25 protein-coding genes and 1 pseudogene are annotated in these 25,833 nt (G+C 50.7%); 23 read left to right on the forward strand and 3 right to left on the reverse strand.

From position 1 onward, the window contains the following. The first annotated feature begins 10 nt into the window (after positions 1–10). Both sdaAA and recG read left to right on the forward strand, forming a co-directional pair. Positions 11–904, forward strand: a complete 894-nt coding sequence (gene sdaAA / locus MBEAL2_RS07010) for an L-serine ammonia-lyase, iron-sulfur-dependent, subunit alpha (protein ID WP_047151603.1) — start codon at positions 11–13, stop codon at positions 902–904. Beyond that, positions 901–2,961: an ATP-dependent DNA helicase RecG gene (gene recG / locus MBEAL2_RS07015; protein WP_047151604.1), complete on the forward strand. Its 2,061-nt coding sequence runs from the start codon at positions 901–903 to the stop codon at positions 2,959–2,961. The genes sdaAA and recG overlap by 4 nt, the downstream gene beginning before the upstream one ends. On the opposite strand, the gene MBEAL2_RS07020 is transcribed toward recG, so the two are convergent. Beyond that, positions 2,958–3,452, reverse strand: coding sequence for an MgtC/SapB family protein (locus MBEAL2_RS07020; protein WP_439644834.1), 495 nt, complete (start codon positions 3,450–3,452; stop codon positions 2,958–2,960). The two genes, recG and MBEAL2_RS07020, sit on opposite strands and share 4 nt — an antisense overlap. 383 nt (positions 3,453–3,835) lie before the next feature. Here MBEAL2_RS07020 and rsmD point away from each other — a divergent pair, with 383 nt between their 5' ends. Then, positions 3,836–4,411, forward strand: a complete 576-nt coding sequence (gene rsmD, locus MBEAL2_RS07025) for a 16S rRNA (guanine(966)-N(2))-methyltransferase RsmD (RefSeq protein WP_047151605.1) — start codon at positions 3,836–3,838, stop codon at positions 4,409–4,411. Continuing rightward, positions 4,408–4,896 (forward strand): pantetheine-phosphate adenylyltransferase, encoded by a 489-nt coding sequence (gene coaD, locus MBEAL2_RS07030; RefSeq protein WP_047151606.1) that lies wholly within the window; start codon positions 4,408–4,410, stop codon positions 4,894–4,896. The genes rsmD and coaD overlap by 4 nt, the downstream gene beginning before the upstream one ends. 21 nt (positions 4,897–4,917) lie before the next feature. Here the strand turns inward: coaD and spoVV are convergent, their stop codons facing one another. Then, positions 4,918–6,141: a dipicolinic acid transporter SpoVV gene (gene spoVV, locus MBEAL2_RS07035; protein ID WP_047151607.1), complete on the reverse strand. Its 1,224-nt coding sequence runs from the start codon at positions 6,139–6,141 to the stop codon at positions 4,918–4,920. Positions 6,142–6,284: 143 nt separating this feature from the next. Between spoVV and MBEAL2_RS07040 the strand changes: the two genes are divergently transcribed. Both MBEAL2_RS07040 and MBEAL2_RS07045 read left to right on the forward strand, forming a co-directional pair. Continuing rightward, complete coding sequence (locus MBEAL2_RS07040) at positions 6,285–7,088, forward strand: patatin-like phospholipase family protein (protein ID WP_047151608.1); 804 nt, start codon at positions 6,285–6,287, stop codon at positions 7,086–7,088. Next, complete coding sequence (locus MBEAL2_RS07045; RefSeq protein ID WP_047151609.1) at positions 7,060–8,151, forward strand: SepM family pheromone-processing serine protease; 1,092 nt, start codon at positions 7,060–7,062, stop codon at positions 8,149–8,151. The genes MBEAL2_RS07040 and MBEAL2_RS07045 overlap by 29 nt, the downstream gene beginning before the upstream one ends. An 18-nt stretch (positions 8,152–8,169) precedes the next feature. On the opposite strand, the gene MBEAL2_RS07050 is transcribed toward MBEAL2_RS07045, so the two are convergent. Beyond that, positions 8,170–9,408 carry a nucleotidyltransferase gene (locus tag MBEAL2_RS07050; protein WP_369405475.1) on the reverse strand — a complete coding sequence of 413 codons (1,239 nt, stop codon included), beginning with the start codon at positions 9,406–9,408 and terminating at the stop codon, positions 8,170–8,172. Between the two features lie 169 nt (positions 9,409–9,577). Here MBEAL2_RS07050 and MBEAL2_RS07055 point away from each other — a divergent pair, with 169 nt between their 5' ends. The 17 genes and pseudogenes from MBEAL2_RS07055 (at position 9,578) to MBEAL2_RS07130 (ending at position 25,803) form a co-directional block, all read left to right on the forward strand. Beyond that, positions 9,578–10,096 carry a YceD family protein gene (locus MBEAL2_RS07055; RefSeq protein WP_047151611.1) on the forward strand — a complete coding sequence of 173 codons (519 nt, stop codon included), beginning with the start codon at positions 9,578–9,580 and terminating at the stop codon, positions 10,094–10,096. A gap of 108 nt (positions 10,097–10,204) precedes the next feature. After that, positions 10,205–10,381: a 50S ribosomal protein L32 gene (gene rpmF / locus MBEAL2_RS30055; protein ID WP_082129803.1), complete on the forward strand. Its 177-nt coding sequence runs from the start codon at positions 10,205–10,207 to the stop codon at positions 10,379–10,381. 252 nt (positions 10,382–10,633) lie between these two features. Further along, positions 10,634–11,182, forward strand: a complete 549-nt coding sequence (gene fapR / locus MBEAL2_RS07060; protein WP_236692712.1) for a transcription factor FapR — start codon at positions 10,634–10,636, stop codon at positions 11,180–11,182. A gap of 8 nt (positions 11,183–11,190) precedes the next feature. Next, on the forward strand, positions 11,191–12,195 hold the full coding sequence (gene plsX / locus MBEAL2_RS07065) for a phosphate acyltransferase PlsX (RefSeq protein WP_047151613.1): 1,005 nt from the start codon (positions 11,191–11,193) through the stop codon (positions 12,193–12,195). Further along, positions 12,188–13,204, forward strand: coding sequence for a beta-ketoacyl-ACP synthase III (locus tag MBEAL2_RS07070; RefSeq protein ID WP_047151614.1), 1,017 nt, complete (start codon positions 12,188–12,190; stop codon positions 13,202–13,204). Before plsX ends, MBEAL2_RS07070 begins: the two co-directional genes overlap by 8 nt. 2 nt (positions 13,205–13,206) lie before the next feature. Next, positions 13,207–14,154 (forward strand): ACP S-malonyltransferase, encoded by a 948-nt coding sequence (gene fabD, locus MBEAL2_RS07075; RefSeq protein ID WP_047151615.1) that lies wholly within the window; start codon positions 13,207–13,209, stop codon positions 14,152–14,154. Between the two features lie 14 nt (positions 14,155–14,168). Beyond that, entirely contained in the window at positions 14,169–14,909 is a 741-nt protein-coding gene (gene fabG / locus MBEAL2_RS07080) for a 3-oxoacyl-ACP reductase FabG (protein WP_047151616.1), read from the forward strand. Positions 14,910–14,945: 36 nt separating this feature from the next. Beyond that, positions 14,946–15,179, forward strand: a complete 234-nt coding sequence (locus MBEAL2_RS07085; RefSeq protein WP_047151617.1) for an acyl carrier protein — start codon at positions 14,946–14,948, stop codon at positions 15,177–15,179. A gap of 120 nt (positions 15,180–15,299) precedes the next feature. Then, the gene (gene fabF / locus MBEAL2_RS07090) at positions 15,300–16,541 is read left to right on the forward strand and encodes a beta-ketoacyl-ACP synthase II (RefSeq protein WP_047151618.1); all 1,242 of its coding nucleotides are present in this window, start codon (positions 15,300–15,302) and stop codon (positions 16,539–16,541) included. Positions 16,542–16,565: 24 nt separating this feature from the next. Beyond that, positions 16,566–17,264, forward strand: a complete 699-nt coding sequence (gene rnc, locus MBEAL2_RS07095; RefSeq protein WP_047151619.1) for a ribonuclease III — start codon at positions 16,566–16,568, stop codon at positions 17,262–17,264. Then, on the forward strand, positions 17,261–18,337 hold the full coding sequence (locus tag MBEAL2_RS07100) for an elongator complex protein 3 (RefSeq protein ID WP_047151620.1): 1,077 nt from the start codon (positions 17,261–17,263) through the stop codon (positions 18,335–18,337). Before rnc ends, MBEAL2_RS07100 begins: the two co-directional genes overlap by 4 nt. 157 nt (positions 18,338–18,494) lie before the next feature. Then, positions 18,495–22,054, forward strand: a pseudogene (gene smc / locus MBEAL2_RS07105) (chromosome segregation protein SMC). 323 nt (positions 22,055–22,377) lie between these two features. After that, on the forward strand, positions 22,378–23,373 hold the full coding sequence (gene ftsY / locus MBEAL2_RS07110; protein ID WP_047151711.1) for a signal recognition particle-docking protein FtsY: 996 nt from the start codon (positions 22,378–22,380) through the stop codon (positions 23,371–23,373). Between the two features lie 98 nt (positions 23,374–23,471). Next, on the forward strand, positions 23,472–23,816 hold the full coding sequence (gene ylxM / locus MBEAL2_RS07115; protein ID WP_047151621.1) for a YlxM family DNA-binding protein: 345 nt from the start codon (positions 23,472–23,474) through the stop codon (positions 23,814–23,816). Between the two features lie 10 nt (positions 23,817–23,826). Further along, a complete protein-coding gene (gene ffh / locus MBEAL2_RS07120; RefSeq protein ID WP_047151622.1) occupies positions 23,827–25,179 on the forward strand; it encodes a signal recognition particle protein in 1,353 nt (450 codons plus the stop codon). Between the two features lie 94 nt (positions 25,180–25,273). Continuing rightward, positions 25,274–25,546: a 30S ribosomal protein S16 gene (gene rpsP / locus MBEAL2_RS07125; RefSeq protein WP_047151623.1), complete on the forward strand. Its 273-nt coding sequence runs from the start codon at positions 25,274–25,276 to the stop codon at positions 25,544–25,546. A gap of 29 nt (positions 25,547–25,575) precedes the next feature. Continuing rightward, positions 25,576–25,803 carry a KH domain-containing protein gene (locus MBEAL2_RS07130; RefSeq protein ID WP_047151624.1) on the forward strand — a complete coding sequence of 76 codons (228 nt, stop codon included), beginning with the start codon at positions 25,576–25,578 and terminating at the stop codon, positions 25,801–25,803. Positions 25,804–25,833 lie beyond the last annotated feature (30 nt).

Consider the following 25,833-nt stretch of genomic DNA (forward strand, 5'->3'; position numbering starts at 1 on the left):
TGAATAACATATGAAATTCAAAACGGTAGCGGAGCTTGTTGAACTTAGTCTGTCCGAGGAAAAGCCAATTTCGGAAATTATGATTTTGGCGGAAATCGATGTATCAGGGCGCGAAAGAGAAGCGATTATGAATGATATGTACCGCAACTTAGATATTATGGAGCAGGCGGTACAGAGAGGGATTACGGAGGACTTCACTTCCCGCAGCGGACTGAGCGGAGGAGACGCCAGGAAAATGCAAGCGTATATTCAAAAGGGAAAAACACTTGCAGGACCTGATATTCTTGATTCGGTAAGTAAAGCGATTGCTACGAATGAGGTAAACGCGGCAATGGGAACGATCGTGGCGACGCCGACCGCCGGTGCCTGTGGGATTGTCCCTGGAACGCTTTTTTCCATCTCGCAGAAGCTCGGGGCGGACAGAGAGGCAATGGTGCGATACCTTTTCACAGCCGGAGCGATCGGGTTTGTCATTGCGAACAATGCTTTTATTTCCGGAGCCGCAGGAGGATGCCAGGCGGAAGTAGGCTCGGCTACGGCCATGGCTGCCGCAGCGATCGTTGAAATGGCCGGCGGCACGGCAGAACAGTCCGCGAATGCAACGGCGATCGCATTGAAAAATCTGCTCGGTCTTGTTTGTGACCCTGTTGCCGGCCTCGTAGAAGTGCCCTGTGTAAAACGAAACGCAATGGGAGCCGCCATCGCAACGGTAGCGGCCGATATGGCATTGGCCGGTATTGAGAGCCGCATTCCATGCGACGAAGTGATCGGTGCCATGTACCGGATCGGAAAAAGCATGCCTCATACATTGAGAGAAACAGCGTTAGGAGGGCTGGCGGCAACACCGACAGGACGCGAGTTGGAAGCGAAAATTTTCGGGGTGCCGCTGAATAAAAAACAGTGAGCGAGAAATTACTACAGCCGGTTACGGCGGTGAAAGGAATCGGGGCTGAAAGAGCGCAGGAGCTCTCAGCTCTGCGTATTCAAACCGTGCTCGACTTGCTCGAGCATTTCCCGTATCGCTATGAGGATTATCGGGTACGCGACCTTGCGGAGGCGGAGGAAGGCGAGAAAATAACGATAATCGGAAGGGTGTACGGGGAACCTGCCGCCCGTTTTTTCGGTAAAAAGAAATCCAAGCTATCCGTAAAAGTCGTCGTTGATAATGTTGTGGTCACTGCAATCTGGTTTAACCGCCATTTTCTCAAGAATCAGCTGCAGGCCGGCCGGGAAATTATGCTGTCCGGGAAGTTTGAGCGGTCCCGCCTCCAGCTTGTTGTCAGTGAACACCACTTCATGGATACAGGTAAAGTGCCTGTACAGGAAGGAAGTATCCAGCCGGTTTATTCAACCGTTGCCTCCGTTCAGGTTAAACAAATACGCAAGTGGATCGCCACGGCGCTTGAACAGTTCGGCGATGAGATTGACGAGATTTTACCTGGCTTTCTGCTTCAGAAGTACCGCCTGATGACCCGCAGGGAAGCCATACGCAATATTCATTATCCCGCAAGTATTCACGATGGGAAGCAGGGAAGAAGAAGGCTTGCCTTTGAGGAGCTGCTCTTGTTTCAGTTAAAGATGCAGGCATACCACGCGGTAAATCGCCAGACAACGAGCGGGATCCCGCAGAAAATCGCCATGGATCGGGTGGGCGAATTCGTACATGCACTTCCCTTCCCGCTTACGAACGCGCAAAAGCGTGTAGTAAAAGAAATTTTGACCGATATGCGGGCCCAGTATAGCATGAATCGTCTTCTGCAGGGGGATGTAGGTTCAGGGAAGACGGTTGTCGCCGCCATTGCGCTGTTTGCTGCGGTGTCAGCCGGATTTCAGGGTGCGCTCATGGTTCCAACGGAAATTCTCGCGGAGCAGCATTATGGGTCGTTACGGGAGCTGCTTGAGCCATGGGGCATTGAAGTGGCCCTTTTATCGGGAAGTGCGACCGTGCGCCAGCGCCGGGACATTCTTGCGGGCTTGCAGTCAGGCATGACGAATGTAGTTGTCGGTACCCACGCCCTCATTCAAGAGGACGTGTATTTTGACAGGCTTGGGCTTGTCATTACAGATGAGCAGCACCGCTTTGGCGTAGAGCAGCGGCGGATATTGAGAGAGAAAGGGCTGCAGCCGGACGTTTTGTTTATGACAGCCACCCCGATTCCTCGCACGCTGGCCATTACCGCATTCGGCGATATGGATGTGTCAACGATCGATGAGCTTCCTGCGGGGAGAAAGCCGATTGAGACGTATTTTGTCCGCCATGCAATGCTGGATCGCGTGCTCAGCTTTGTTCGGAAAGAACTGGAGAAGGGGCGGCAGGCGTATGTCATTTCGCCGCTGATTGAGGAATCGGAAAAGCTCGATTTGCAGAACGCGATCGATGTGCATACGCAGCTTACCCACTATTTTGGCGGGGAGTTTAAGGTCGGATTGATGCACGGAAGACTGCCGTCGCGTGAAAAAGACGAAGTGATGCAGCAGTTCAGCCGGAACGAAATTCATGTCCTCGTATCTACAACCGTGGTTGAAGTAGGGGTGAATGTGCCCAACGCATCCGTTATGGTTATTTATGATGCGGAACGCTTCGGGCTGGCCCAGCTGCACCAGCTGCGGGGACGGGTAGGACGCGGAGCGGAGCAATCGTACTGTATCCTCATTGCGGACCCGAAATCCGAAGTCGGGAAAGAGCGAATGAGAATTATGACCGAGACGAACGATGGATTTGAAGTGGCCCGGCGTGATCTTGAGCTGCGCGGGCCGGGGGATTTCTTCGGAACAAAGCAAAGCGGGCTGCCTGAATTTAAAATCGCCGACGTTGTGCAGGATTACCGCATGCTCGAAGTCGCAAGAGAAGAAGCGGCCGCACTTATTGGCAGCAAGCGATTCTGGAAGGAACCGGAATATTCTCCGCTTCGCCGCTACTTGCGCCAGGATGAATACTTTCTGGAGAAAATAAAGGATTAACGAATTTCTTCGTCATCCGTCTGCTGATCGGGGAGCATTCGGTTGTGCTCAAGCCGATGCCCGACAACGATCACAATATACATGAGGAGCATGGCAAAGGTCGTCATCCCATAGTAACCGGCACCGACACCAATCCCAATTCCACCCGCGAAGAAAATCATTGCGGCAGATGTGAGGCCCTTAACAGATCTTCCTTTTTGGATAATGAGCCCCGCACCGAGAAATCCGAGCCCGCTTACAATTTGAGCCGTTAACCGCATCGGATCCATCATCGTGTGCCCGGGCACAGAATAGCGTTCCACAGAGTAAATAGAGATTAGGGTAAGAAGGGTAGAGGCGACGGTAACGAACGTATATGTTTTAATGCCTGCCGGTTTTGAACGGCTCGTGCGCTCCAGGCCGATGACAAAACCAAATACGGCACTCAGCACCAGTCTCGCGTACATCTCCCAATGTTCGTGGTACGTAATAGCCTGGATGATATCTTTCAACAATGTTCACTCCTCTTTTCAATGCCTCTAATAGTATCATAATTTTATCTTATGAGGCGATGAATAAAGAGGAGTGTTATTTTTGCCTGTAAATAAAAAAACCGCCCGGTTATTAAACCGAACGGGCAATCCGGAACCAAATGGAGCCGAATCGCATAATGGGAGAGGAGAAACCGGAGGAAGAGCTTATGGGGAAACGTAAGTCTTCTCCGCGGTTGTCAGCAACACAGAATACCGTGCTGCTATTTTTATTGTGGACGAAACAGGAAAAGAATATACGCAGGCGGGAAGAATAATTGTCAATTATTTACCGGAATATAGGTTTATGGTACGATGGATAAGGAATTTCGACCTGTCATTAGATGGATACGGGAGTTGAAACAATGAGAGTGGTAGCCGGTTCAAAGAAAGGCCATCCGCTGCAAGCGGTACCGGGAAAAGGGACAAGGCCTACTGTGGACAAAGTAAAAGAATCGATTTTTAATATAATCGGGCCGTATTTCGATGGAGGCTATGTACTGGACCTGTATGCCGGGACGGGGGGGCTTGGGATCGAAGCGCTCAGCAGAGGAGCACAGCACTGCATTTTTGTTGACGCCAATCGCAAAGCAGTGAGCATCGTGAATGAAAATCTTACTGCCACCGGATTTCATAGCCAGGCTGAAGTATACCGGAATGATGCCAACCGTGCCCTATCTGCCTTAGCTAAACGGGAAATCCAGTTTCGCATTGTCTTCCTCGATCCGCCCTATGCCCAGCAGAAAATCGAGAGCCAAATCGCAATTCTGCACGATCATAACTTGCTCTCGAAGGATGCAGTCATTGTGGCCGAGCATGATGCAAAAGATATTTTAAGCGATCGGATCGGCAGCTTAAGCAAGGCGAGAGAGTCTACATACGGGCAGACAACGATAACAGTTTATCAAAGGGAAGAACAGAAGGGAGGCGAGGGTGTATGAGCATTGCCGTTTGTCCCGGGAGCTTTGACCCGGTTACATATGGGCACCTCGATATTATTCAAAGAGGGGCGAAAGTGTTCGATAAGGTCATTATTTCTATACTGATTAACCGCAATAAAACAAATCCTGTTTTTACGGTAGAGGAAAGAATCGAGCTTCTAAAAGAAGCGACGAAAGATATACCGAACGTTGAGGTCGATACGTTCAACGGACTTCTTATCGATTACATGCATACAAAGGGTGCGAACGCGATTATTAAAGGCTTGCGGGCGGTTTCGGATTTCGAGTACGAAATGCAGATGGCTTCCATTAACCGCCTGCTTGACAATAAAATTGAGACGTTCTTTATGATGACGAATAACCAGTTTTCCTTCTTAAGCTCAAGCATTGTCAAAGAAGTCGGAAAATACGGCGCAGACGTGAGCAGCCTTGTTCCGCCGAACGTCGAAAAAGCGCTGCGCGAAAAATTTGAAGAACCCCGTTAAACAGGGGTTCTTTTGCATTCGTCATTTTCTGTACAGTAGAAAGCTCAGGCGAAGAATGAACAGTGCCAGGATAAGGATACCGGCACAGGCGAGCGTGGACAGCGCCTGGTAGGAAGGAAGCGTCCACAGTGACATCCGGCTTGTATCAAGATTGGGCGCCCAGGCGAGAGTTGTATACTCCTGCAGCCGCTTGTAAAGATAGCTTCCAGCCGTATAGGTAAGGAAAAAAGAAAATACCGCATGGAGGGTACGCCCAATTAAAAAAGGCAAATAGCGAATGTCGGTTTCTGCAAGAATGCTCGCCACCTGGGCGTGCACGGACAACCCGCCCCACGCCAGGATTGCACTTCCGGAGGCGATAACAAATACAGCGAGATCCGAGCTGAATAATTCGCTTGCCTGCTTGGCGCCGAGCGTTACCTCGAATAAACCGAAAACGAATGCCTGGGAGGCCTCCGCCGGATACCCGGCCAGCGATAGGCATAAGCCGGCAAGGTGAGAGAAAAAGGTGATGATATGCAGCTTCATTAGCAGGGAGAGAAATACAGAAAAAAAGATCATAAATCCCCCGACCATGAGCTGCAATTGGAGCGAGGCTGCAACAGCATCGCCCATCAGCTTCCCGAAAGCCCGGCCATCCTGGATTCTCGCTCGATGCATCGCCCGTAACGCCTGGTACAACCGTGCCTCTTTCCCGTTCATCTGATGCGGTGTTCCTGGTTCTTTCCGGTTGTGGAAGGCCATAACCAGACCGACAAGAATGGCCGATGCGTAGTGGACCGCAAGCAGGACGATGCCGACTTTTACGCTGTGGAAAAAACCGACCGCTACTGCACCGGTAATAAATACCGGGTCCGCTGTCGTAGTATAAGAGACGAGGCGTTCTCCCTCGGCACGTGAGATGAGTTTTCTTTCGCGCAGGCGTGTTGTTAATTTAGCGCTGACAGGATATCCGGAGGCAAATCCCATGGTCCAGACGAATGAGCCGGAACCCGGAATGTTAAATACTGGCCGCATAAAAGGTTCTAACAATACACCCATGAAATGGGCAAGCCCAAGCCCAAGCAGGATTTCAGAAGTAATAAAAAAGGGCAGCAAAGCCGGAAAGACAACATCCCACCATATCTTAAGCCCCCGCAGGGAGGCCGCGAAGGAAGCCTCGGGAAAAATCACAAGACTAATGGCAAGAATAAAACCAAAGATCGCAAAGAAAAGGGTAGTCAAATACGGTTTTACCGAACGCATGGCATTTCTCCTAACTGTCGGGCGTACAAACGATATTGGTATACAGGCTTACTGTTATATTTACGGACGGTACACGTAAAATAGACCAACCATGACAGGCCGCCCGGTATTTATAAAATGAAATTGGGAAAGAGGTGAAGGGTATGCCGCAAATCGGCTTGGCATTAGGAGCGGGGGGAGCGCGCGGGTTTGCCCATATCGGTGTTCTTGAAGTGCTTGAGGAGCACGGCATCAGACCTGCATTTCTGGCGGGGAGCAGCATGGGCAGCCTCATCGCATCCCTGTATGCCAGCGATTATACACCGGAGATGATGGAAAAGCTGGCTATCAATTTGAAGCGTAAGCACTGGCTCGATTTTACGGTACCTGGCACGGGGTTTGTAACGGGGGAGAAGCTGCGCCAGGTCGTCATGCTTTTAACGAAAAATAAAAAAATCGAGGAGCTTTCCCGGCCCCTGTCCATCATTGCAACCGATTTGGTGACAGGAGAGAGGATTGTTTTTACCGAGGGGCCGGTCCACGAAGCGGTAAGAGCAAGCGTCTCCATTCCTGGTATCTTTGTGCCCTACAAGCTTGGTGACAAGCTGCTCGTTGATGGTGCGGTCGTGGACCGGGTGCCAATAGAGGTCGCCAAGGCGATGGGCTCCGATCTAACGATTGGTGTCGATGTGGCGCTGGCCCCTTCCACCGTTCCGGTTCGGACGTTCTTCGATGTCATTTTCCAGTCAATTGAAGTGATGGAGCGTGAGATTTTCCGCCACCGTACGGTCCACGCCGACATTATGATTCGGCCGGATGTAGGGCAGTTTAGTTCGACATCATTCACAAATATTGAGCGGATTATTGAAGAAGGAAGGGCGGCTGCCCGGCTCATGATCCCGCATATTAAACAAAAGATTGAGGAATGGAGGAATAGCAATGAACAACAACCGCGCGCGCTTTTTTAACAGGATCTGGGTTCCTTATGCGCTCGCCCTGCTCGTTTTTGCCATAGCCGCCGCCGTGGCTCTGAGCCCGACTTCATATTATATGATACGTCCAGGTTCTGCCGTTGAACTGCAGCCAATCGTGACGGTACAGGGAGGGAAGAAGGCGGAAAAAGGGACGCTCATGCTTACAACAGTAAGAATGGGCCCGGCAAACGTACTCGGCTATTTGTATGCCAAAGCGGATCCCCATACGGATTTAATAAAGGCGGAATCTGTTCACAGCCCGAATGAGACGGATGAGCAGTACAATGTACGTGAGCTGGAAGTGATGAAGCATTCACAGGAAAATGCTATGATTGTGGCGTTTCGAAAGGCAGGGCTGCCGGTTAAAGTAACGGACAAAGGCGTGATGGTCATGCTGTTCACACCGGGAATGCCCGCCGAGAAGTATTTGCAGGTGGGAGATATTATTGAAACAGTGGACGGGAAGAAGACGCCTGCGCCAAAAGATCTGCTGGCCGCACTAAAAGGGAGGAAAGCAGGGGAAACGGTAAAACTCGGCATTGTTAGAAAAGGGCAGAGAAAAGAAGTGAGCCTGAAACTCTCAGCCATCCCGCGCGCGCCGGGCCAAAAAGAAACACGGGCAGGGATTGGCATTATGTTTTCCCCTTCTGTTCCGGCGACCAAGCGCACTGTCGATTTGCCGAAGGCGGTAACGATTTATGCCGAATCGATCGGCGGACCTTCCGCCGGCATGATGTTTACCCTGGAGATTTTGAACCAGGTTACCGGCGGGGACATAACCAAAGGATACCGGATTGCCGGTACGGGCGAGATGTTTGAAGACGGAACGGTCGGCCGCATCGGGGGAATTGAGCATAAAATCCAGGCGGCAGATAAGACAAAAGCCGATATTTTCCTCGCTCCGAATGACGTAGTGCCACCGGGGGCGGGCTACCGCTCCAATTATGAAGAGGCACAGAAGGCGGCGAACGAACTCGGTACAAGCATGAAGGTTGTGCCTGTCAGAACGATAGACGACGCAATCCGCTACCTGCGCAGCCTGCCGCCTAAAAAATAATACCGCTTAGCCTGCTCGTTACAGCCGTAGAGGGGATTGCTCGTATTCCCTCTGCATTTCTTTTTGGCGAACAGGGGCAGTATAGCCGAGCGCATAGATTGCTCCTGCCTGCAGGTCAAATTCCAGCATCGGATGCTTTTCTTTTTTTACCTTGCTTATAATCGGAAGCGCACACGTGTCCTTCATTGTTTTTAGAAGTTCTCTTCCTGTTTCGCTAAAGCCAAGCACGCGTATGTAGGCCGGCCCCTGCCGGAATCCGGATCGAATCATTTTCTCCCTCGTTAAGCCGAAAAGGGTGTACAGCAGGAGACGCTGCAGCCGGTTCCATGTATAACGCTTCGTTTTAATCGCTTCCATTAAAGCGCGGAACGAACCCGCTGTGCGTGCGCTTCTATGTATACGGTGCTCTAGCCCTTCCGTCATCTCGTATATTTCCGCTAATTCCCCGGGCTGGCGAATCATAAGCTGGTGCTGCAGGTGCGGGTAAAACGCCTCCCATGACATAGGAAACCGCCCGGATTGTTTTTCTTCCTGCAATACATCGAGCGTTGATGCGGGAACATACGGTTTAATTCCATCAAGGGAGCCCTCCTCCATTGTGATTTTGCGAAGCGCGGTGGCGCTGGCAATTCTGGCGTCTGTAATTTCTTCCTGATGATACCCCGCCTTTTGCCTTTGAATCGTGATGGGCTTCATGCTGCTCTGCAGGCGGGCCAGCGCCATGCAATAGTTTAAGCCAAGAATGTTATTCGGTTCGGTAACGTTTCCAGCGGTTTTGAAATCGGGTAAAGCAGAAAATAGCGCCTCTACCGCTCTGCCATAAGCGGCGGGATAGCTAATGCCTGTGGCCAGGTGCTGCCGGATTTCCCGCTGGAAAAGGGCAGTTTCGTTGACAAGGGATTTCGCCAGGGGTGTCATCCATGAAATATCCCCGCTCTCGGAACCGAAGCAGAGGGAATCAACGACGCCGGTAGCGTGCAGCGTGGCAACGGCTCCGTAAGCAAATTGCTCCGCGTTTTGCGCTGCATAGACGAAGGGCAGTTCCAGGACGAGATCAATACCCGCCCGCAGCGCCATTTCCGTTCGGGCCCATTTGTTTACGAGCGCAGGCTCCCCCCGCTGCAAGAAGTGCCCGCTCATGACGGCAACGGCAGCACTGGCGCCCGTTTGCCGTTTGGCCTGTTCATAATGGTACTTGTGACCGTTGTGAAGAGGATTGTATTCAACGACGAGACCTACTGTTCTCAAGCATTTCACTCCCGGGAATAAGATGGTTTTTATGCATAAATTCCCTCCATTTTACCACAAAAGCAGGAAGGCGATTTAACTCATTGCAAACATTCGGTGGGAGATACTAAACATACGTTGACAGGATGACTAAAAAAAAGATATAATATTCTTTGTTGCTTGAATGGGGTGAACCTCGATGAAAATACGGAAAAACCAGCTGCTTCAGCTGCACGGGGGCAGTTTTCCAATTGATGAAACGATTGAACTGGATTTGGCAGGGCGCTATACCCACATTGTTGGGGCAGAGCCCGCACACTTCACAGGACAGGCGTTTGCCGCATCCGGTCTTTATATTGTAGAAGGAAATATTTCCGGTGTGCTCATGATTGAATGTGCCCGGTGTTTAAAGCATTTCCCTTATAGTTATAATGTAAGCTTAAAGGAAACCTTTATCGACAGGAAGGAAACGGACCTTGAGCTGGATGAAGAGATGGAAATCCATCTGCTTGAAAACGATGAAATTAACGTGAATCCATATCTCGAATCCGCTATCCTCCTCTCACTGCCTAATGCGCTTGTGTGCAGTGACGACTGCAAGGGGATTTGCCCGCAGTGCGGAACAGACCGGAATCAGAAAGATTGCGGCTGTGTTATTGAACGTATTGATCCCCGATTGGCTGTGCTTGGCGAACTTTTTGGCAAGCAGGATAAATAAAGGCTTTTCAATCGGCGGAAAATCAGGTATGATGATTGTTGTTTTGATGGATAGCTTGTCCCATCAAATAAATGATCTTTATTGTAATTTAATAAAGGGGTGGGATAAATGGCAGTACCTCAAAGACGAACTTCCAAAACTCGTAAAAACAAGCGTCGGACTCACTTCAAATTAGAAGTGCCAGGCATGGTAAAGTGCCCTGAGTGCGGCGAATTGAAGCTTGCTCACCGTGTATGTAAGAGTTGTGGCACATACAAAGGAAACCAGGTAATTAACAACGCGTAATTGCCGTAAAAGACAGGATGAGAAACCATCCTGTCTTTTTTTGTGTTTTTTTGACATGTTTTCTGTAGCGGGAGGGTTTTTTCGCCTGTTCAAGAAATAAGTGTCTATGCAGGACGAAAGAATGTTGTCATTTTCCTTCTTTTTTTATATACTGCTCTTAGTAGCTGGTAATAAAAACAGCGAATCGTACGTAGGATGACTGTGGGTGGTGAAGCAGGATGGCTCGCCTTACGAAAAAAAAAACGACAGGAAATGCTCGGTAAGGTACTGCAAAGCAGCCCGTTTTATACGGATGAAGAGCTGGCGGAGCACTTTCAGGTAAGCATCCAGACCATTCGTCTTGATCGGCTTGAACTCGGCATTCCTGAAGTGAGAGAACGCATTAAAAATGTGGCGAAACAAACACTTGATGAAGTAAAATCGCTTTCCCTTGAGGAAGTCGTTGGCGAGCTGGTCGACGTTCAGCTTGATGAGTCGGCGATTTCCCTGCTGGAAATTACAGAAGAACATATTTTTTCAAGAACGCAAATCGCCCGCGGGCATCACATTTTCGCCCAGGCAAACTCGCTCGCTGTTGCGGTTATTAATGCGGACGTTGTGTTAACGGCAGCAGCGCGCATTCGTTACGTTCGCCCTGTCCGCCTTGGGGAAAGACTAATAGCGAAGGCGTTCGTGCGTGAAACCCAGGGAGACCAAAGCAAGGTGCGGGTGGAGACTAGAGTACAGGATGAACTCGTGTTTAGCGGTACGTTTCGCGTACTTCGCATGAAAGATTTTGACACGGAAACCATCGACAAGTAGGAGGACATATGATTATTGCAATCGATGCGATGGGAGGGGACTTCGCCCCCGGGGCTATAGTAGAAGGAGCTGTTGAAGCGGCCCGCGGGCTGCCGGATTTGCGGATTGTGCTTATCGGGGACGAGGCGCGGATAAGTCCGCTGCTCGTCCAGGCGCCAAAAAACATTGAGATCCGTCACGCCGGCGAAGTCATAATGGCGGATGAAGAACCCGTAAGGGCGGTACGTCGCAAAAAAGACTCATCGCTTGTTGTCGGAGTTACCATGGTGAGTAATAAAGAAGCGGATGCCATTATCTCGGCGGGGAATACCGGCGCATTCATGTCCGCGGGTCTCTTAATCACAGGGCGGATTAAAGGGATCGACAGGCCGGCGCTTAGCCCGATGATTCCAACGATCGATGGGGCCGGCGCTATTATTTTAGATGCGGGCGCGAATATGGATGCACATCCGGCCCACCTGTTGCAGTACGCGGTTATGGGCAGCATTTATGCGGAGAAAGTAATGGGAGTCGAGAAACCGCGTGTGGGGCTTTTGAATGTTGGAACCGAGGCGAAGAAGGGAAACGACTTAACGAAGGAAGCATACGGGCTGCTGGAAAACAGTACGGTCCACTTTGTAGGAAATGTAGAGGCAAGAGACATTATGGAGCACGTGTGTGATGTCGTTGTCTGTGACGGATTCTCGGGAAATATTCTCCTAAAGACGATGGAAGGAATGGCAAAAACCATTTTCTCTGTGATGAAAGAAGAATTCACCCGCTCGATTACAAGCCAGCTTGCAGCCCTTATGCTCAAGCCCGGATTAAAGCGGATTAAGATGCAGATGGATTACGCGGAGCATGGCGGTGCACTTCTCATGGGTGTGCAGGGAACATGCATTAAAATACACGGCTCTTCGAACGCTCTTGCGGTACGATCGGCGGTACAGCAGGCGAAGAAATTTATAGATCAGGATGTTAATGCGCTCATCGCAAGGGAAATTCAAAGAGAAAGCGGGGATTTAAATGGTTAATGAAAAACGTTCCGTGGGAATTCTGGCGACCGGCCGGTATTTGCCTGAGAAGGTGCTGACGAACGCGGATTTAGAGAAGATGGTCGACACGTCTGACGAATGGATTGTAACCCGGACAGGGATCAGCGAACGCCGCATTGCCCGCGAGGATGAAGCGTCTTCGGATATGGCGCTTGCAGCCGCCAGGCAGGCGCTTGAAAAAGCGAAGGTTGCTCCGGAAGACCTTGATTTAATTATCATTGCTACTGTCACACCGGATATGTTTTTTCCGTCTACCGCCTGCATTGTTCAGGAGAAGCTGGGTGCGATGAAGGCGGCGGCATTTGACTTATCGGCAGCCTGCTCGGGCTTTCTCTACGGGGCTTCGGTAGCCGCGCAATTTATTCAGAATGGGATGTACAGATACGCCCTTGTCGTTGGTGTAGAATCGCTGTCTAAGATTACCGATTGGACGGATCGAAACACGTGTGTTCTTTTCGGGGACGGCGCGGGTGCCGCGGTCATTGGACCGGTGGAGGATGGAATGGGCTTTCTCTCCTTTGAGCTTGGAGCGGACGGACGAGGCGCTGAGTTGCTGAAGCTGGAGGCGGGCGGTTCACGCAAACCTGTTTCGAAAGTAGAGCCGGGCAGCCGTGAGAACTATATCCACATGGCCGGCGGTGAAGTGTTTAAATTCGCTGTCCGCGCGATGAACAGCGCTTCGGACGCTGTGCTTGTAAAGGCAGGTATTTCGAAAGAAGAGGTGGATTTCCTCGTGCCCCATCAGGCAAACCTGCGGATTATCGATTCCGCTACGAAGAGGCTTGGATTGCCTGACGATAAAGTGATCGTGAACTTAAATCGTTACGGAAACATGTCCTCCGCTTCGATTCCGGTTGCTCTTGATGAAGCGGTAAGCGAGGGCCGGATTAAGGAAGGCGACACCCTTGTGCTTGTCGGGTTTGGCGGAGGCCTCACGTGGGGCGCTTCTGTGGTGAAATGGTCGACTAAAGAGAAAGGGAATGACTGAGTATGGGCAAAGTAGCGTTTGTTTTTCCGGGCCAGGGATCACAGTATGTCGGTATGGGCTCCGATTTGTACGAAACAGAAGCGGCAGCGAAAGCGATATTTGATGCCGCTGATAGGGCGCTTGGCTTTTCCTTATCCGGCCTGTGTTTCAATGGGCCGGAGGAGGAACTGCGCTTGACCGCAAACACGCAGCCGGCCATTTTAACGGCAAGCGTTGCGGTTTTGCGCGTTCTGCAGGAGAGAGCCGGGCTTACTCCTGACTTTGTAGCCGGACACAGCCTGGGGGAATATTCAGCGCTTGTAGCTGCAGAAGCGCTGTCCTTTGAGGATGCGGTGCAAATCGTACGGGCACGCGGGCAGTTTATGGAAGAGGCCGTGCCGGCTGGGCAGGGTGCAATGTCTGCGGTGATGGGAATGGAGCGGGACTTGCTGACCGCCATCTGCACAAGAATTACCGGTGAAGGCCATCCGGTTCAGCTGGCGAATCTCAATTGCCCGGGGCAGATTGTCATTTCCGGCAGTGCCGAAGGTGTTGCCCGGGCAGGTGCGCAGGCGAAGGAGGAAGGGGCCAAGCGGGTCATTCCACTAAACGTAAGCGGGCCGTTCCACTCCTCGTTAATGGAGCCGGCAGCGGATAAGCTTGCACAGAAGCTTGCTGAATATAAAATTTCAGATGCAAAGGTTAATGTAGTAGCTAACGTATCGGCCGGTGCGATAAAAGACAAAGAACAGATTAGAACGGCACTCATTGAGCAGGTTGCTTCCCCTGTCCTCTGGGAGGATAGCGTGCGTTTCATGCTGGAGCAGGGCGTTGAACTGTTTATTGAGATAGGACCGGGCACCGTTCTATCAGGTCTGGTAAAGAAAGTTGACCGTAGAGTACGGACGCTGGCCATTCAGGATGCAGCGACACTGCAAAAAGCAATCGAGGAGCTTAAAGCGCTGGAGTAGAAGGAGGAGTACATATGTTGCAGGGAAAAGCCGCACTCGTTACAGGTGCGTCAAGAGGGATTGGCCGGGCCATTGCCCTCGAACTTGCCGCCCATGGAGCGGATGTCGCCATTAACTACGCAGGCAACGAGAGTGCAGCCCGTGAAGTAGCAAATGCTGTCGCTGCATTAGGGCGTAAATCGTTTATCATTCGTGCGGACGTAGCCGATGCAGCGCAGGTAGAAGAAATGGTAAAGCAGGTAATAGGTGAATTCGGGAAGATTGATATCCTCGTTAACAATGCAGGAATTACCCGCGATAACCTGCTTATGCGCATGAAGGAAGAAGAATTCGATCAAGTCATCGCCACAAACCTGAAGGGCGTTTTCAACTGCATTAAAGCCGTTACCCGTCCGATGATGAAAGCGCGCACGGGCCGCATTATTAACATCTCCTCCGTTGTGGGTGTAATGGGAAATCCGGGGCAGGTGAACTATGTTGCGGCAAAGGCGGGAGTTATCGGCATGACAAAATCGGTTGCCCGTGAACTGGCAAGCCGGAATATTACCGTAAACGCTGTTGCGCCGGGCTTTATCGATACGGATATGACCGCTGTACTCGGTGATGATACAAAGGAATCGCTTCTTTCCCAAATTCCGCTGCAGCGCCTTGGCAAGCCGGAAGACATTGCCCATCTCGTAAGATTTGTCGCTTCTGATGAAGCGAGCTACATGACGGGCCAAGTATTTCATGTTGATGGTGGCATGTACATGTGATGGTGTCGTATAATACCTTGAGAGGAGGTGAAGGAATTGGCAGATACATTCGACCGTGTAAAGAAAATCATCGTGGATCGCCTCGGTGTTGACGAATCTGAAATTAAAGAAGAAGCTTCTTTTAAGGATGATCTCGGAGCGGACTCTCTTGATGTAGTAGAATTGGTTATGGAATTAGAAGACGAATTCGACCTTGAGATTTCTGACGAAGATGCAGAGAAGATCGCGACTGTGGGTGACGTTATCACGTACATAAATTCCCACAAGTAATTATTGTTTTGTTATTTACAGGCAGAAGTCCCGTATTGTAATGCGGGACTTTCTCCTCATTGTGAGCACATTTGGCAGCCTGCATTAGAAGAGCTGTTTATTATATTCCGAGGTGAAGTTATGAACAATCGTGTAGTGGTGACAGGTGTCGGAGCGGTGACTCCGCTTGGAAACGATGCAAAAACGTTTTGGGATGGACTTCTTGCGGGAAAGTCCGGTGTTGATTTGATCAAGGCTTTTGATACTTCTGAATACCCGGCAAAAATCGCAGCCGAGGTGAAGGACTTTAATCCGGAAGACTATATGGACAGAAAAGAAATGAAACGGACGGATCGTTTTGTCCAGTTTGCTATGGCCGCTGCGAAAATGGCGGTAGCAGACGCCGGACTTAACGTTTCGGAAGAAAACGCCGAGAACGTTGGCGTATATATTGGCTCCGGTATCGGGGGACTTGGAACATGGGAAGACCAGCATACGGTTCTTATGGAAAAAGGACCGCGCCGGGTCAGTCCGTTTTTCATTCCGATGATGATTGCGAACATGGCGTCCGGCCAGGTGTCGATTATGCTCGGCGCCAAAGGGCCGAACAGCGCAGCCATCACAGCGTGTGCAAGTGCCACACATTCGATCGGTGACGCCTTTAAAATCATCCAGCGCGGAATTGCAGATGTGATGATTACAGGGGGAGCGGAAGCAACGGTTCGTCCCATGGCCGTAGCCGGATTCTGCAGTGCTAAAGCGCTTTCCACCCGCAACGAAGAACCGCAGAAGGCAAGCCGTCCGTTTGATCTAAACAGAGAGGGTTTTGTTATGGGCGAAGGCGCCGGTGTCCTTGTTCTGGAATCGCTTGAACATGCGCAAAAGCGCGGAGCCACCATTCTTGCGGAAATCATTGGGTATGGAATGAGCGCGGACGCATACCACTTAACACAGCCTGCTCCGGGAGGGGAAGGGGCCGCACGCGCCATTGGGCATGCCTTAAAGGACGCTGCCATCCAGCCTGAAGATGTAGATTACATTAATGCTCACGGGACATCTACTGAACTCAATGATAAATTTGAAACAATGGCAATAAAAAAGGCGTTTGGAGACCATGCTTATAAAGTAGCCATCAGTTCAACCAAGTCGATGACAGGACACCTGCTTGGAGCGGCCGGCGGGGTTGAAGCTGTTGCCTGCGTGTTAAGCCTGCGTGATCAAGTTGTTCCTCCAACGATCAATTATGAAACGCCCGATCCGGAGTGCGACCTTGATTATGTGCCAAATGAAGCGAGAAAGATGGATGTGAATGTCGTCATGTCCAATTCACTCGGCTTTGGTGGCCACAATGCTACGATTATTTTGAAAAAATACGTGGATTGATACGTTCTTGGTGGTGAATAGACATTGGACTTTCAGCAGTTTCAAGATGAGATTGGCGTTCACTTTACGAATGAAAAGTTATTGCGGCAGGCTTTTACCCATTCTTCCTATGTGAATGAGCACAGGGGGAAACCTTTTCAGGACAATGAACGCCTTGAGTTTTTAGGGGATGCGGTCCTTGAGTTAACCGTTTCCCAATTTTTATACACTCATTTTCCGAAGATGGCAGAAGGAGAACTGACGAAAATGCGGGCGGCTATCGTCTGCGAGCCGTCACTCGTCACGTTCGCCAATCAACTGCAGTTCGGCAGGCTTATCCTGCTTGGCAAAGGGGAAGAACTGACCGGCGGAAGGTTTCGCCCGGCACTGCTTGCAGACGTGTTTGAGGCTTTCATTGGCGCCCTATACCTTGACCAGGGGATTGAACACGTCTTCCGTTTTCTGGAGAAGTATGTGTATCCCCGCATTAACCAGGGAGAATTTACCCGGGTAACGGATTACAAGAGCCAGCTCCAGGAATTTATTCAGCATGACAGTCTTGGGGAAATACAGTACCGCATTGTTCTGGAGCGCGGTCCGGCGCACAGCAGAGAGTTTGTCTCCGAAGTAACATTAAACGGAAAAGTACTCGGGCAGGGCATGGGCCGCTCGAAAAAAGAAGCCGAACAGCATGCGGCTTCGATGGCGTTGAATCAATTGAAAGCAGAGCAGGGGATTGAATGAAGCAGCACGTAAACATCGCTGTATTTGTCCCGCACCAGGGCTGTCCGAAGGATTGTGTATTTTGCAACCAATCGCGTATTACCGGCCAGAAGAGGGAGAATCTGCTGACAGAAGAAAACGTTCGCGAAATGATTGAGTCGCAGCTCGCGACCGTCCAGCCCAATCAATCGGTAGAAATTGCTTTCTTCGGCGGCAGCTTTACCGGCTTGCCCCGCGGGTACCAGACAATGCTGCTCAGCACCGCAAAGAGGTATGCCGATAAGGGACGGGTCGACGGCATCCGCCTTTCCACCCGTCCGGATTACATTGCCCCCCATATTATGGAGTACCTGCTTTCCTATGGTGTCACTACGATTGAACTTGGCTGCCAGTCACTGGATAATGAGGTGCTGGAGATGTCAAAGCGAGGCCATAGTGCGGAAGATGTAGAGAAAGCCGTCCGTACGATAAGGAATTATCCATCCGTACAGCTTGGCCTGCAAATCCTTCCGGGATTGCCGGGGGATACCCTTGAGAAGAGCCTGCGTACCATTGATAAAGTTGTAGCACTTGCCCCGGACTTTGTGCGGATTTATCCGGCGCTCGTGATAGCCGGAACCGAACTGGAATGGCTGTACGTGACACATCAGTATCAGCCTCTTACCGTCGAAGAAGCGGTGAACTGGGTGGCGGATATGTGGCTCCCTCTCTTAAAGGCTGGAATCCCTGTCATTCGCATGGGGCTCCATTCCTCGGATGACCTCCGGAGCGAGGGAACGATCCTTGCGGGCCCATTCCATCCTTCGTTTCGCCAACTCGTGGAAGAAGTACTGTTCTCCCGCTTGTTGAACCGAATGATGGAAAAGACAAACCATGCGATGGATGAGAACGGCGGGCGGCTGGAAGTGGTTATTCATCCGGCGGATGAAACGGCACTTCGGGGGCGCAAAGGCAGCGGCTGGAAGCGGGTGCTTTCCCATTACGGGGAAAGAGAGGCCGTGCTGCTATTTGACAGACGGCAAACCCGCTATCATATAAGCTGGAGAAACGCAGGAGCAAAAGCAGAAACGGCTGGTTTTACCAACTTACACTAAATCAATAACAACAGATGCACCGGCGCCCATGTTATGACAGGGAGGCCGGTTTTTTTTATGAGGATCGCCGTAGTGACAACCCATATGGTATAATGGTACATTCATAAGAAGAGAGAATAGCAGAGGAAGCTGTGGGAAGTAAAGGGGGCAGCAGAAGGTGTATTTAAAACGCCTCGAACTGGTAGGCTTTAAATCATTTGCCGAGCGGACGGAGCTTGAGTTTGTTCCGGGAATTACAGCGGTAGTGGGACCGAACGGAAGCGGAAAAAGCAACATTTCCGATGCGATCCGCTGGGTGCTTGGCGAACAGAGCGCCAAGTCACTGCGGGGAGCGAAGATGGAGGATATTATTTTCTCCGGAAGTGATTCGCGTAAGGCCGTGAATTACTGTGAAGTATCGTTGACGCTCGACAATTCGGACGAAAAACTAAAAATGGATTTTACCGAGGTAACGGTAACGAGACGTGTTTACCGTTCAGGGGATAGTGAATATTATATTAACCGTCAAAGCTGCCGGCTCCGCGACATTATTGAGCTGTTTATGGATACGGGTGTCGGAAAAGAGGCTTATTCTGTCATTGGACAGGGGCGGATTGAAGAAATATTGAGCACACGTGCAGAAGATCGCCGCAGTTTATTTGAAGAAGCCGCAGGCATCGTTAAATATAAGGCCCGCAAAAAAGAAGCGGTAAAGAAACTTGATGAAACCGAACAAAACCTCGTTCGAATTCACGACATTATGAGCGAAATTGAAGAACAAATGGAGCCTTTGTCTGAGCAGGCCGAAAAAGCAAAAGCGTATTTGCGGTTAAAAGATACACTGACCCAGAATGAAGTCGGGTTATACGTGAGACAATTCGACCTGCTGCATGAAGAATGGGAAGAAATGAAGGCGCAGGCCCTGAAGCTGACGAATGAACAGGTGGAGTGTGCGGCCGATATTAACCAAATGGATGCCAAAATCGCTGATCTGCGCCAGCATGCGAGCGAGCAGGATCAAGTGCTCGAAGAATTACAGCAGCGCCTGCTTTCCGTTACGGAAGAGGGCGAGAAGAAAGAAGGGTATCGCGAAGTTTTGCGCGAGCGGCTGCGCAATTACAGCAAGAATAAGCAGGATGCAAGAAGCAAGGCCGTGCTCCTCCAGCAAAAACAGGATGAGCTTCGGGCCCAGGTTTCTTCCTTCAAGGAGCAGGTGGAGCAATCAACTGAAATGCTGACAGGTTTGGAGAAAGAGCTGCAGCTCGAGCAAAAACGATACGTGAACTACACCGCTTTTTCAGACGGAGATGTAGAGCGGCTAAAACGGATTATATTGAAATTCTGAATCAGATGGCTTCCATGCGCAACGAGCTGCGGCATTACCAGCAGCAGGCAGAATCAAGCAAGAAGAAATGGCACCGCCTCGAAGAAAACAATCAGCAGCTTATCGAGGAGAAGGAGCGGCTGTCCGTACGCCGTGGACAGCTTGAACAGCAGCTGGCAGATGCTTCCGGACAGCTCGCCGCAACGCTGCTGGCCTTTAAACAACAAATGGCCCAGCAGAAAGAACAGGCTGAGAAAAAATCGCACATACTCGAACAGTTGCGCGAAGGCGAACATAAGCTGAATGCTCTCCTTTCCCGGCGCGATGTAATAAAGGAAATGCAAACCGATTTCAGCGGCTTTATGCAGGGAGTTAAAGAAATATTAAGAGCCCGTGAGAAGGGATTTGCCGGCATTGAAGGCGCGGTAGCCGAGCTTATTTCTGTAAAAAAACAGTATGAAATTGCGCTGGAAACGGCGCTGGGCGGCGCGTTGCAGCACGTCGTTGTTGGAAATGAAGCTGTAGGCCGCCAGGCGATCGCCCTTCTAAAGAAAAGAGGGGCGGGCCGGGCCACGTTTCTCCCGCTTGATGTAATGAAGCCGCGCACCCTCCCTCCGTCCGAACGGGCGCGCGTGGACCAGATGGACGGTGTGGTAGGCATCGCTGCCGAATTAGTCGGCTTTGATAACAAGTATTCAAACATCATTTATAATCTGCTCGGCCATGTGATTATTACCCACAATCTTGAGCAGGCTAACGCGGTGGCGCGCCACATGCAGTACCGCTATCGCATCGTTACGCTGGAAGGGGATGTGGTCAATCCGGGTGGTTCCATGAGCGGCGGATCGGTTCAGCAGAAGTCAAACCACCTGCTTGGAAGGCAGCGCGAGCTTGAACAGATGGATGCGGAAATACAAAAACAGAAACAATGGAATGAAGCGTTCTACAATCAGCTGCAAACGATAACCGCCGAGGAAGAGGCGTGGTCGCACAGCCAGGAAGAAATGAGAGACGCATCGGAGAAACTGCGCCTTGAGGAGCAGGAAGTAAAAGGTTTGCTGCGGGAGTTGGATGCGGCTGAGAAGGGCATTGCAGACCGGTGGGAGTTTTTCAAACAGGACCAGGCTGCCCTCGATAATGAGCAGGCACAGGCAGAGCATCGCATTGCCATGATCGAGGAGCAACTGGAGGAACTGGCCATTGCCGAGCAGGAAAAGCAGCAGGAAATTGAGGCGGCGGAGAGAAACAAACGGGAAAAGGAAACCGATAAAGAGGCGCTCAATTCACGCATCACAGATCTGAAGGTACAGGCTGCCGCCCGAAAAGAGCAGCACGATGCGAGGACGAATGAATACAGGCGTCTTGAAAAAGAATTGCACTCTGTGACCGAGGAGCTCGAATCGACAACGAAAGTGCTTCTGCTGCTGGATAGCGGTGCGGCGACAAGCGATGAAGAAGAGGAGAAGATAGATCGTGAAATCCGCACGCTTCGGACAGAAAAAGAGCAGTACGCACTCCATATTCAGGAACAGAGAAAGAGAAGACAGGATGTGTACAACCTTCTGTCTGACCATGAGAGCGAAACGAAAGAGCAACGCAGCAGACTGAAAGAAATCGAGGACAGGCTTCATAAGAGTGAAGTGAAGGTTGGCCGAATGGACGTAGAACTTGATAACCTGCTCCATAAGCTTCGCGATGAATACGAACTAAGCTATGAACTTGCGAAAGCCACCTACCCTCTCCCGGAAAATACAGAGGAAACCGCACGGATTGTCAAAGGGATTAAGGCGGAAATTGCAGAGCTTGGAACGGTGAATTTAGGAGCGATTGAGGAGTTTGAGCGCCTGCATGAACGCCAGCAATTCCTGTTTGAGCAGCATCGTGATTTGAGCGAAGCGAAAGCGACGCTGTATAAGGTCATCGGGGATATTGATGAGGAGATGTCCCGCCGCTTCCTCGAAACGTTTGAATCGATTCGCGAGCATTTCCAAGTTGTGTTTACGCGCCTCTTTGGCGGCGGCCGTGCTGACCTGCAGCTATCTAATCCGGAAAACCTGCTGGAAACCGGAATTGACATCATAGCACAGCCTCCCGGCAAAAAGCTGCAGTATCTGGCTCTTCTGTCAGGCGGAGAAAAGGCGCTGACAGCGATCGCGCTGCTGTTCTCTATCTTACACGTAAAACCGGTTCCCTTCTGCGTCCTGGATGAGGTGGAAGCGGCGCTTGATGATGCGAATGTAACCCGCTTTGCCGAGTATTTGCGCGAGTTCTGCGAAGATACCCAGTTTATTGTCGTAACGCACCGGAAAGGGACAATGGAAGGTGCGGACGTTTTGTACGGGGTAACAATGCAGGAATCAGGGGTATCCAGGCTCGTCTCCGTCCGGCTTGAAGAAGAAGTTCTCGTTTCATAGCCCGGGCGTGAAATCCAGGGTTGTAAGCGGGATAATTTTACCGTATAGGAAACTATATGTTGCTATAAAGTAGTAGAGCAAAAGACCGCAAGGTCAAAAACGTTAGAAAAAAGGGAGGGCAGTCCACGCTGTCCGGCCTTCCTGACCCAGCGGAACCTCCCGGAGAGCAGAACAAGCCCGCAATTGTCTCCATCATCGAACTACCCAGATGTTTTGCGGGCGCTGCTCGCAGGGAGGTGGAGCGGACAGTTCTTCCTTCCTCGCGGAAGGGAAAGGCAAGTGGAATGAACTCCCTTTTTTCTTATATGAAAGGACGCGGAGCCATGAGCTTTTTTAAGAAACTGAAAGAAAAGATTTCCGGCCAGACCGAAGCCATAACGACCAAGTTTAAAGATGGCTTAACAAAGACGCGCAGCGCATTTGAGAAAGTGGAAGACCTTGTGCGCCGTTACAAAAAGATTGATGAGGACTTCTACGAAGAGCTGGAGGAAATCCTCATCAGTGCGGACGTAGGCGTGAACACGGTAATGGAGCTTGTCGACGAGCTGCGTAATGAAGCGCGCAAGCAGAAGATTGAGAATGCCGTCGACCTGCAGCCGGTATTATCGGAGAAGCTGGTCGGGCTCCTGCAGGATAAAGACGAAGACAACTCTCTGGACATTCAGGACGGCCGGATGAACGTCATCCTGTTTGTTGGCGTAAACGGGGTTGGAAAAACAACGACGATCGGGAAAATGGCGAACCTGTTTAAAAGCCAGGGAAAAAAGGTCGTGCTTGCAGCGGGCGATACGTTCCGTGCCGGCGCGATTGAGCAGCTTGAAGTATGGGGGCAGCGCGTTGGTGTAGACGTGGTGAAGCAGCAGCAGGGTTCTGATCCGGCGGCCGTGATTTATGACGGAATTCAGGCCGCCCGTGCCAAGCAGGCTGATATTCTGCTGTGCGATACGGCCGGCCGCCTGCAGAATAAAGTAAACCTTATGGAAGAGCTGGCAAAAATCCACCGTGTCATTCAGCGCGAAATACCCGGTGCACCGCACGAAACACTGCTTGTCCTTGATGCGACGACGGGGCAGAATGCGCTGAACCAGGCGAAGGCGTTCAGCAATTCAGCAAATCTGTCCGGCATTATTTTAACGAAGCTGGACGGGACGGCGAAGGGCGGAATTGTTATCGCCATCCGCAATGAATTGAACATCCCGGTCAAGTATGTAGGACTCGGAGAGAAAATGGATGATTTGCAGCCGTTCGATCCGGAGCAGTTCGTTCATGCTATTTTTGCCGGTTCGATTGCGAGAGAAGAAGCAGAAGCGAGAGAGTAAAGAGAAAACACTTGACACTCTGGCATGTGTTCTGTATTATTAGTTCCTGTAAAGGTTTTTCGCTTTACAGGAAGTTCCGTACAGGAGGGACTGGTCCCATGCTGGAGGAAACGAACCGTCTTCATTTACTGTTTGATTTTTATGGAAAACTGTTGAAAGACAAGCAGAAACAATACTTTGAAATGTATTACCAGGATGACCTGTCGTTGAGCGAAATCGCGGAACTGCAGGAAATCAGCCGTCAGGCCGTTTATGAACACGTGAAGCGGGTGGCGAACGTAATGGAGCAGTATGAAAGCAAACTAGGCTTGCTTACCCGTTATGAGAAGCGCCGCGTTTTACTGGATGAATTACAGCAGGAACTATCTACTGAGGGGCGGTCCGAATCGCACGCCTGTGCGCTGGTCGGGAAGCTTCTTGCATTAGAAATGGATATAGATTAGGAGGCGGACCATGGCCTTTGAAAGCTTAGCCAGCCGACTGCAATCCACATTTGATAAGCTTCGCAGCAAAGGGAAAGTAAGTGAAGAAGACGTTGCGAAAGCAATGCGTGAAGTGCGTCTTGCCCTGCTTGAAGCGGACGTTAATTTTAAGGTTGTTAAAGATTTTGTTAATCGTGTTAAGGACCGGGCCATCGGCCAGGATGTTCTAAAAAGCCTTACCCCGGGACAGCAGGTTATCAAAGTCGTAAATGAAGAACTCACCGAGCTAATGGGTGGAGGACAGAGCAAGATTGCAACTGCTAACCGCCCGCCGACCGTTGTCATGATGGTGGGGCTCCAGGGTGCGGGTAAAACGACGACAATCGGCAAGCTCGCTAATTATTTGCGCGGGAAGTTAAATCGAAAGCCGCTTCTGGTGGCATGTGACGTATACCGCCCCGCTGCGATTAAGCAGCTTGAGGTGCTGGGGAACCAGCTTAATATGCCGGTCTTTTCAATGGGCGATCAGGTAAATCCGGTCGAGATTGCGAGAGCAGCTGTTGAACACGCAAAAGCGGAGCATCTTGATTATGTGCTCATTGATACCGCAGGCCGCCTGCATATCGATGAAACACTCATGGGCGAGCTTGCGCAAATTAAAGAAGTAGTAAAGCCGGATGAGATTATGCTTGTCGTGGACGCGATGACCGGCCAGGATGCCGTGAATGTCGCTGAAAGCTTTAACAGCCAGCTTGCTTTGTCCGGTGTTGTGCTTACTAAACTGGACGGGGACACCAAGGGCGGTGCCGCTCTCTCCGTTAAGGCTGTTACCGGAACCCCGATTAAGTTTGTCGGTATGGGTGAGAAAATGGATGCACTTGAACCGTTCCACCCGGACCGGATGGCGAGCCGGATTCTCGGAATGGGCGATGTATTAACGCTCATTGAGAAAGCGCAGATGGATGTTGATGAAACGAAGGCCAAAGAGCTTGAGCGCAAAATGCGCAATGCTGAGTTTACCTTTGAAGACTTCCTTGAGCAAATGGCGCAGGTCCGCAAGATGGGGCCGCTCGATGAGCTTATGAACATGATGCCCGGCATGAATAAAATGAAGGGCATGAAGGATTTGAAGGTCGATGAAGGCGCGCTTGGGCGGGTGGAAGCGATTGTCCGTTCCATGACGACCGAGGAAAAGCGCAGACCTGAAATCATGAATGCAAGCCGCAGGAAGCGAATTGCGGCCGGCAGCGGCACAAGTGTCCAGGAAGTAAACCGCCTTATCAAGCAGTTTGACGATATGCGTAAAATGATGAAGCAGTTTACGAAAATGACCGATAAAGCCAAGAAGAAGGGCGGAGGCTTCAAGTTTCCGTTCATGCAGTAACATGATTATTCTTAAACATAAGTCTTGTCTTTCATAGCTGACTTTGTTAATATTATTTTTATTGTGTAAAACACAACATGGAGGGAATTGTAAAATGGCAGTTAAAATTCGTTTAAAGCGTATGGGACAGAAGAAAGCCCCTTTCTATCGTGTAGTAGTAGCAGATTCAAGAGCGCCTCGTGATGGCCGTTTCATCGAAGAAATCGGTACCTACAATCCGGTAACTCAGCCTGCTGAAGTAAGCATCAATGAAGAGAAAGCATTAAAATGGTTAACAACAGGTGCACAGCCAACAGATACTGTACGTACTCTGTTCCGTAAAGCCGGCCTTCTTCAGAAGTTCCACGAAGTAAGAAACCAGAAGTAATTTATTTGCGCTAACGGGAGGTCTTGTTCGTGATAGGATTGATTGAGACGATTGCTAAAGCGCTTGTTGATCATCCCGAATCCGTTTCTGTTCAAGAGATTGGACAGGAGAGCAGCACAGTATACCGCCTGTCCGTTCACCCGGATGATATGGGGAAAGTAATCGGAAAACAGGGACGGATTGCCAAGTCTCTTCGTACAGTTGTGAACGCGATGGCTTTGAAACAAAACCGCCGTGTTACAATTGAAATCATATAGTGTGAAATTGGAAAAGCTGGGAGAATGAAT

Source organism: Aneurinibacillus tyrosinisolvens (assembly GCF_001015055.1).
In the GTDB taxonomy this organism is placed as follows: domain Bacteria; phylum Bacillota; class Bacilli; order Aneurinibacillales; family Aneurinibacillaceae; genus Aneurinibacillus_A; species Aneurinibacillus_A tyrosinisolvens.

What these genes read in the sequence shown, in the direction of transcription:
- sdaAA (WP_047151603.1), top strand. Translation starts at nt 11, where the DNA reads ATGAAATTCAAAACGGTAGCGGAGCTTGTTGAACTTAGTCTGTCCGAG.
- rsmD (WP_047151605.1), top strand. Translation starts at nt 3,836, where the DNA reads ATGAGAGTGGTAGCCGGTTCAAAGAAAGGCCATCCGCTGCAAGCGGTA.
- coaD (WP_047151606.1), top strand. Translation starts at nt 4,408, where the DNA reads ATGAGCATTGCCGTTTGTCCCGGGAGCTTTGACCCGGTTACATATGGG.
- spoVV (WP_047151607.1), bottom strand. Translation starts at nt 6,141, where the DNA reads ATGCGTTCGGTAAAACCGTATTTGACTACCCTTTTCTTTGCGATCTTT.
- MBEAL2_RS07040 (WP_047151608.1), top strand. Translation starts at nt 6,285, where the DNA reads ATGCCGCAAATCGGCTTGGCATTAGGAGCGGGGGGAGCGCGCGGGTTT.
- MBEAL2_RS07045 (WP_047151609.1), top strand. Translation starts at nt 7,060, where the DNA reads ATGAACAACAACCGCGCGCGCTTTTTTAACAGGATCTGGGTTCCTTAT.
- MBEAL2_RS07055 (WP_047151611.1), top strand. Translation starts at nt 9,578, where the DNA reads ATGAAAATACGGAAAAACCAGCTGCTTCAGCTGCACGGGGGCAGTTTT.
- rpmF (WP_082129803.1), top strand. Translation starts at nt 10,205, where the DNA reads ATGGCAGTACCTCAAAGACGAACTTCCAAAACTCGTAAAAACAAGCGT.
- fapR (WP_236692712.1), top strand. Translation starts at nt 10,634, where the DNA reads ATGCTCGGTAAGGTACTGCAAAGCAGCCCGTTTTATACGGATGAAGAG.
- plsX (WP_047151613.1), top strand. Translation starts at nt 11,191, where the DNA reads ATGATTATTGCAATCGATGCGATGGGAGGGGACTTCGCCCCCGGGGCT.
- MBEAL2_RS07070 (WP_047151614.1), top strand. Translation starts at nt 12,188, where the DNA reads ATGGTTAATGAAAAACGTTCCGTGGGAATTCTGGCGACCGGCCGGTAT.
- fabD (WP_047151615.1), top strand. Translation starts at nt 13,207, where the DNA reads ATGGGCAAAGTAGCGTTTGTTTTTCCGGGCCAGGGATCACAGTATGTC.
- fabG (WP_047151616.1), top strand. Translation starts at nt 14,169, where the DNA reads ATGTTGCAGGGAAAAGCCGCACTCGTTACAGGTGCGTCAAGAGGGATT.
- fabF (WP_047151618.1), top strand. Translation starts at nt 15,300, where the DNA reads ATGAACAATCGTGTAGTGGTGACAGGTGTCGGAGCGGTGACTCCGCTT.
- MBEAL2_RS07100 (WP_047151620.1), top strand. Translation starts at nt 17,261, where the DNA reads ATGAAGCAGCACGTAAACATCGCTGTATTTGTCCCGCACCAGGGCTGT.
- ftsY (WP_047151711.1), top strand. Translation starts at nt 22,378, where the DNA reads ATGAGCTTTTTTAAGAAACTGAAAGAAAAGATTTCCGGCCAGACCGAA.
- ylxM (WP_047151621.1), top strand. Translation starts at nt 23,472, where the DNA reads ATGCTGGAGGAAACGAACCGTCTTCATTTACTGTTTGATTTTTATGGA.
- ffh (WP_047151622.1), top strand. Translation starts at nt 23,827, where the DNA reads ATGGCCTTTGAAAGCTTAGCCAGCCGACTGCAATCCACATTTGATAAG.
- rpsP (WP_047151623.1), top strand. Translation starts at nt 25,274, where the DNA reads ATGGCAGTTAAAATTCGTTTAAAGCGTATGGGACAGAAGAAAGCCCCT.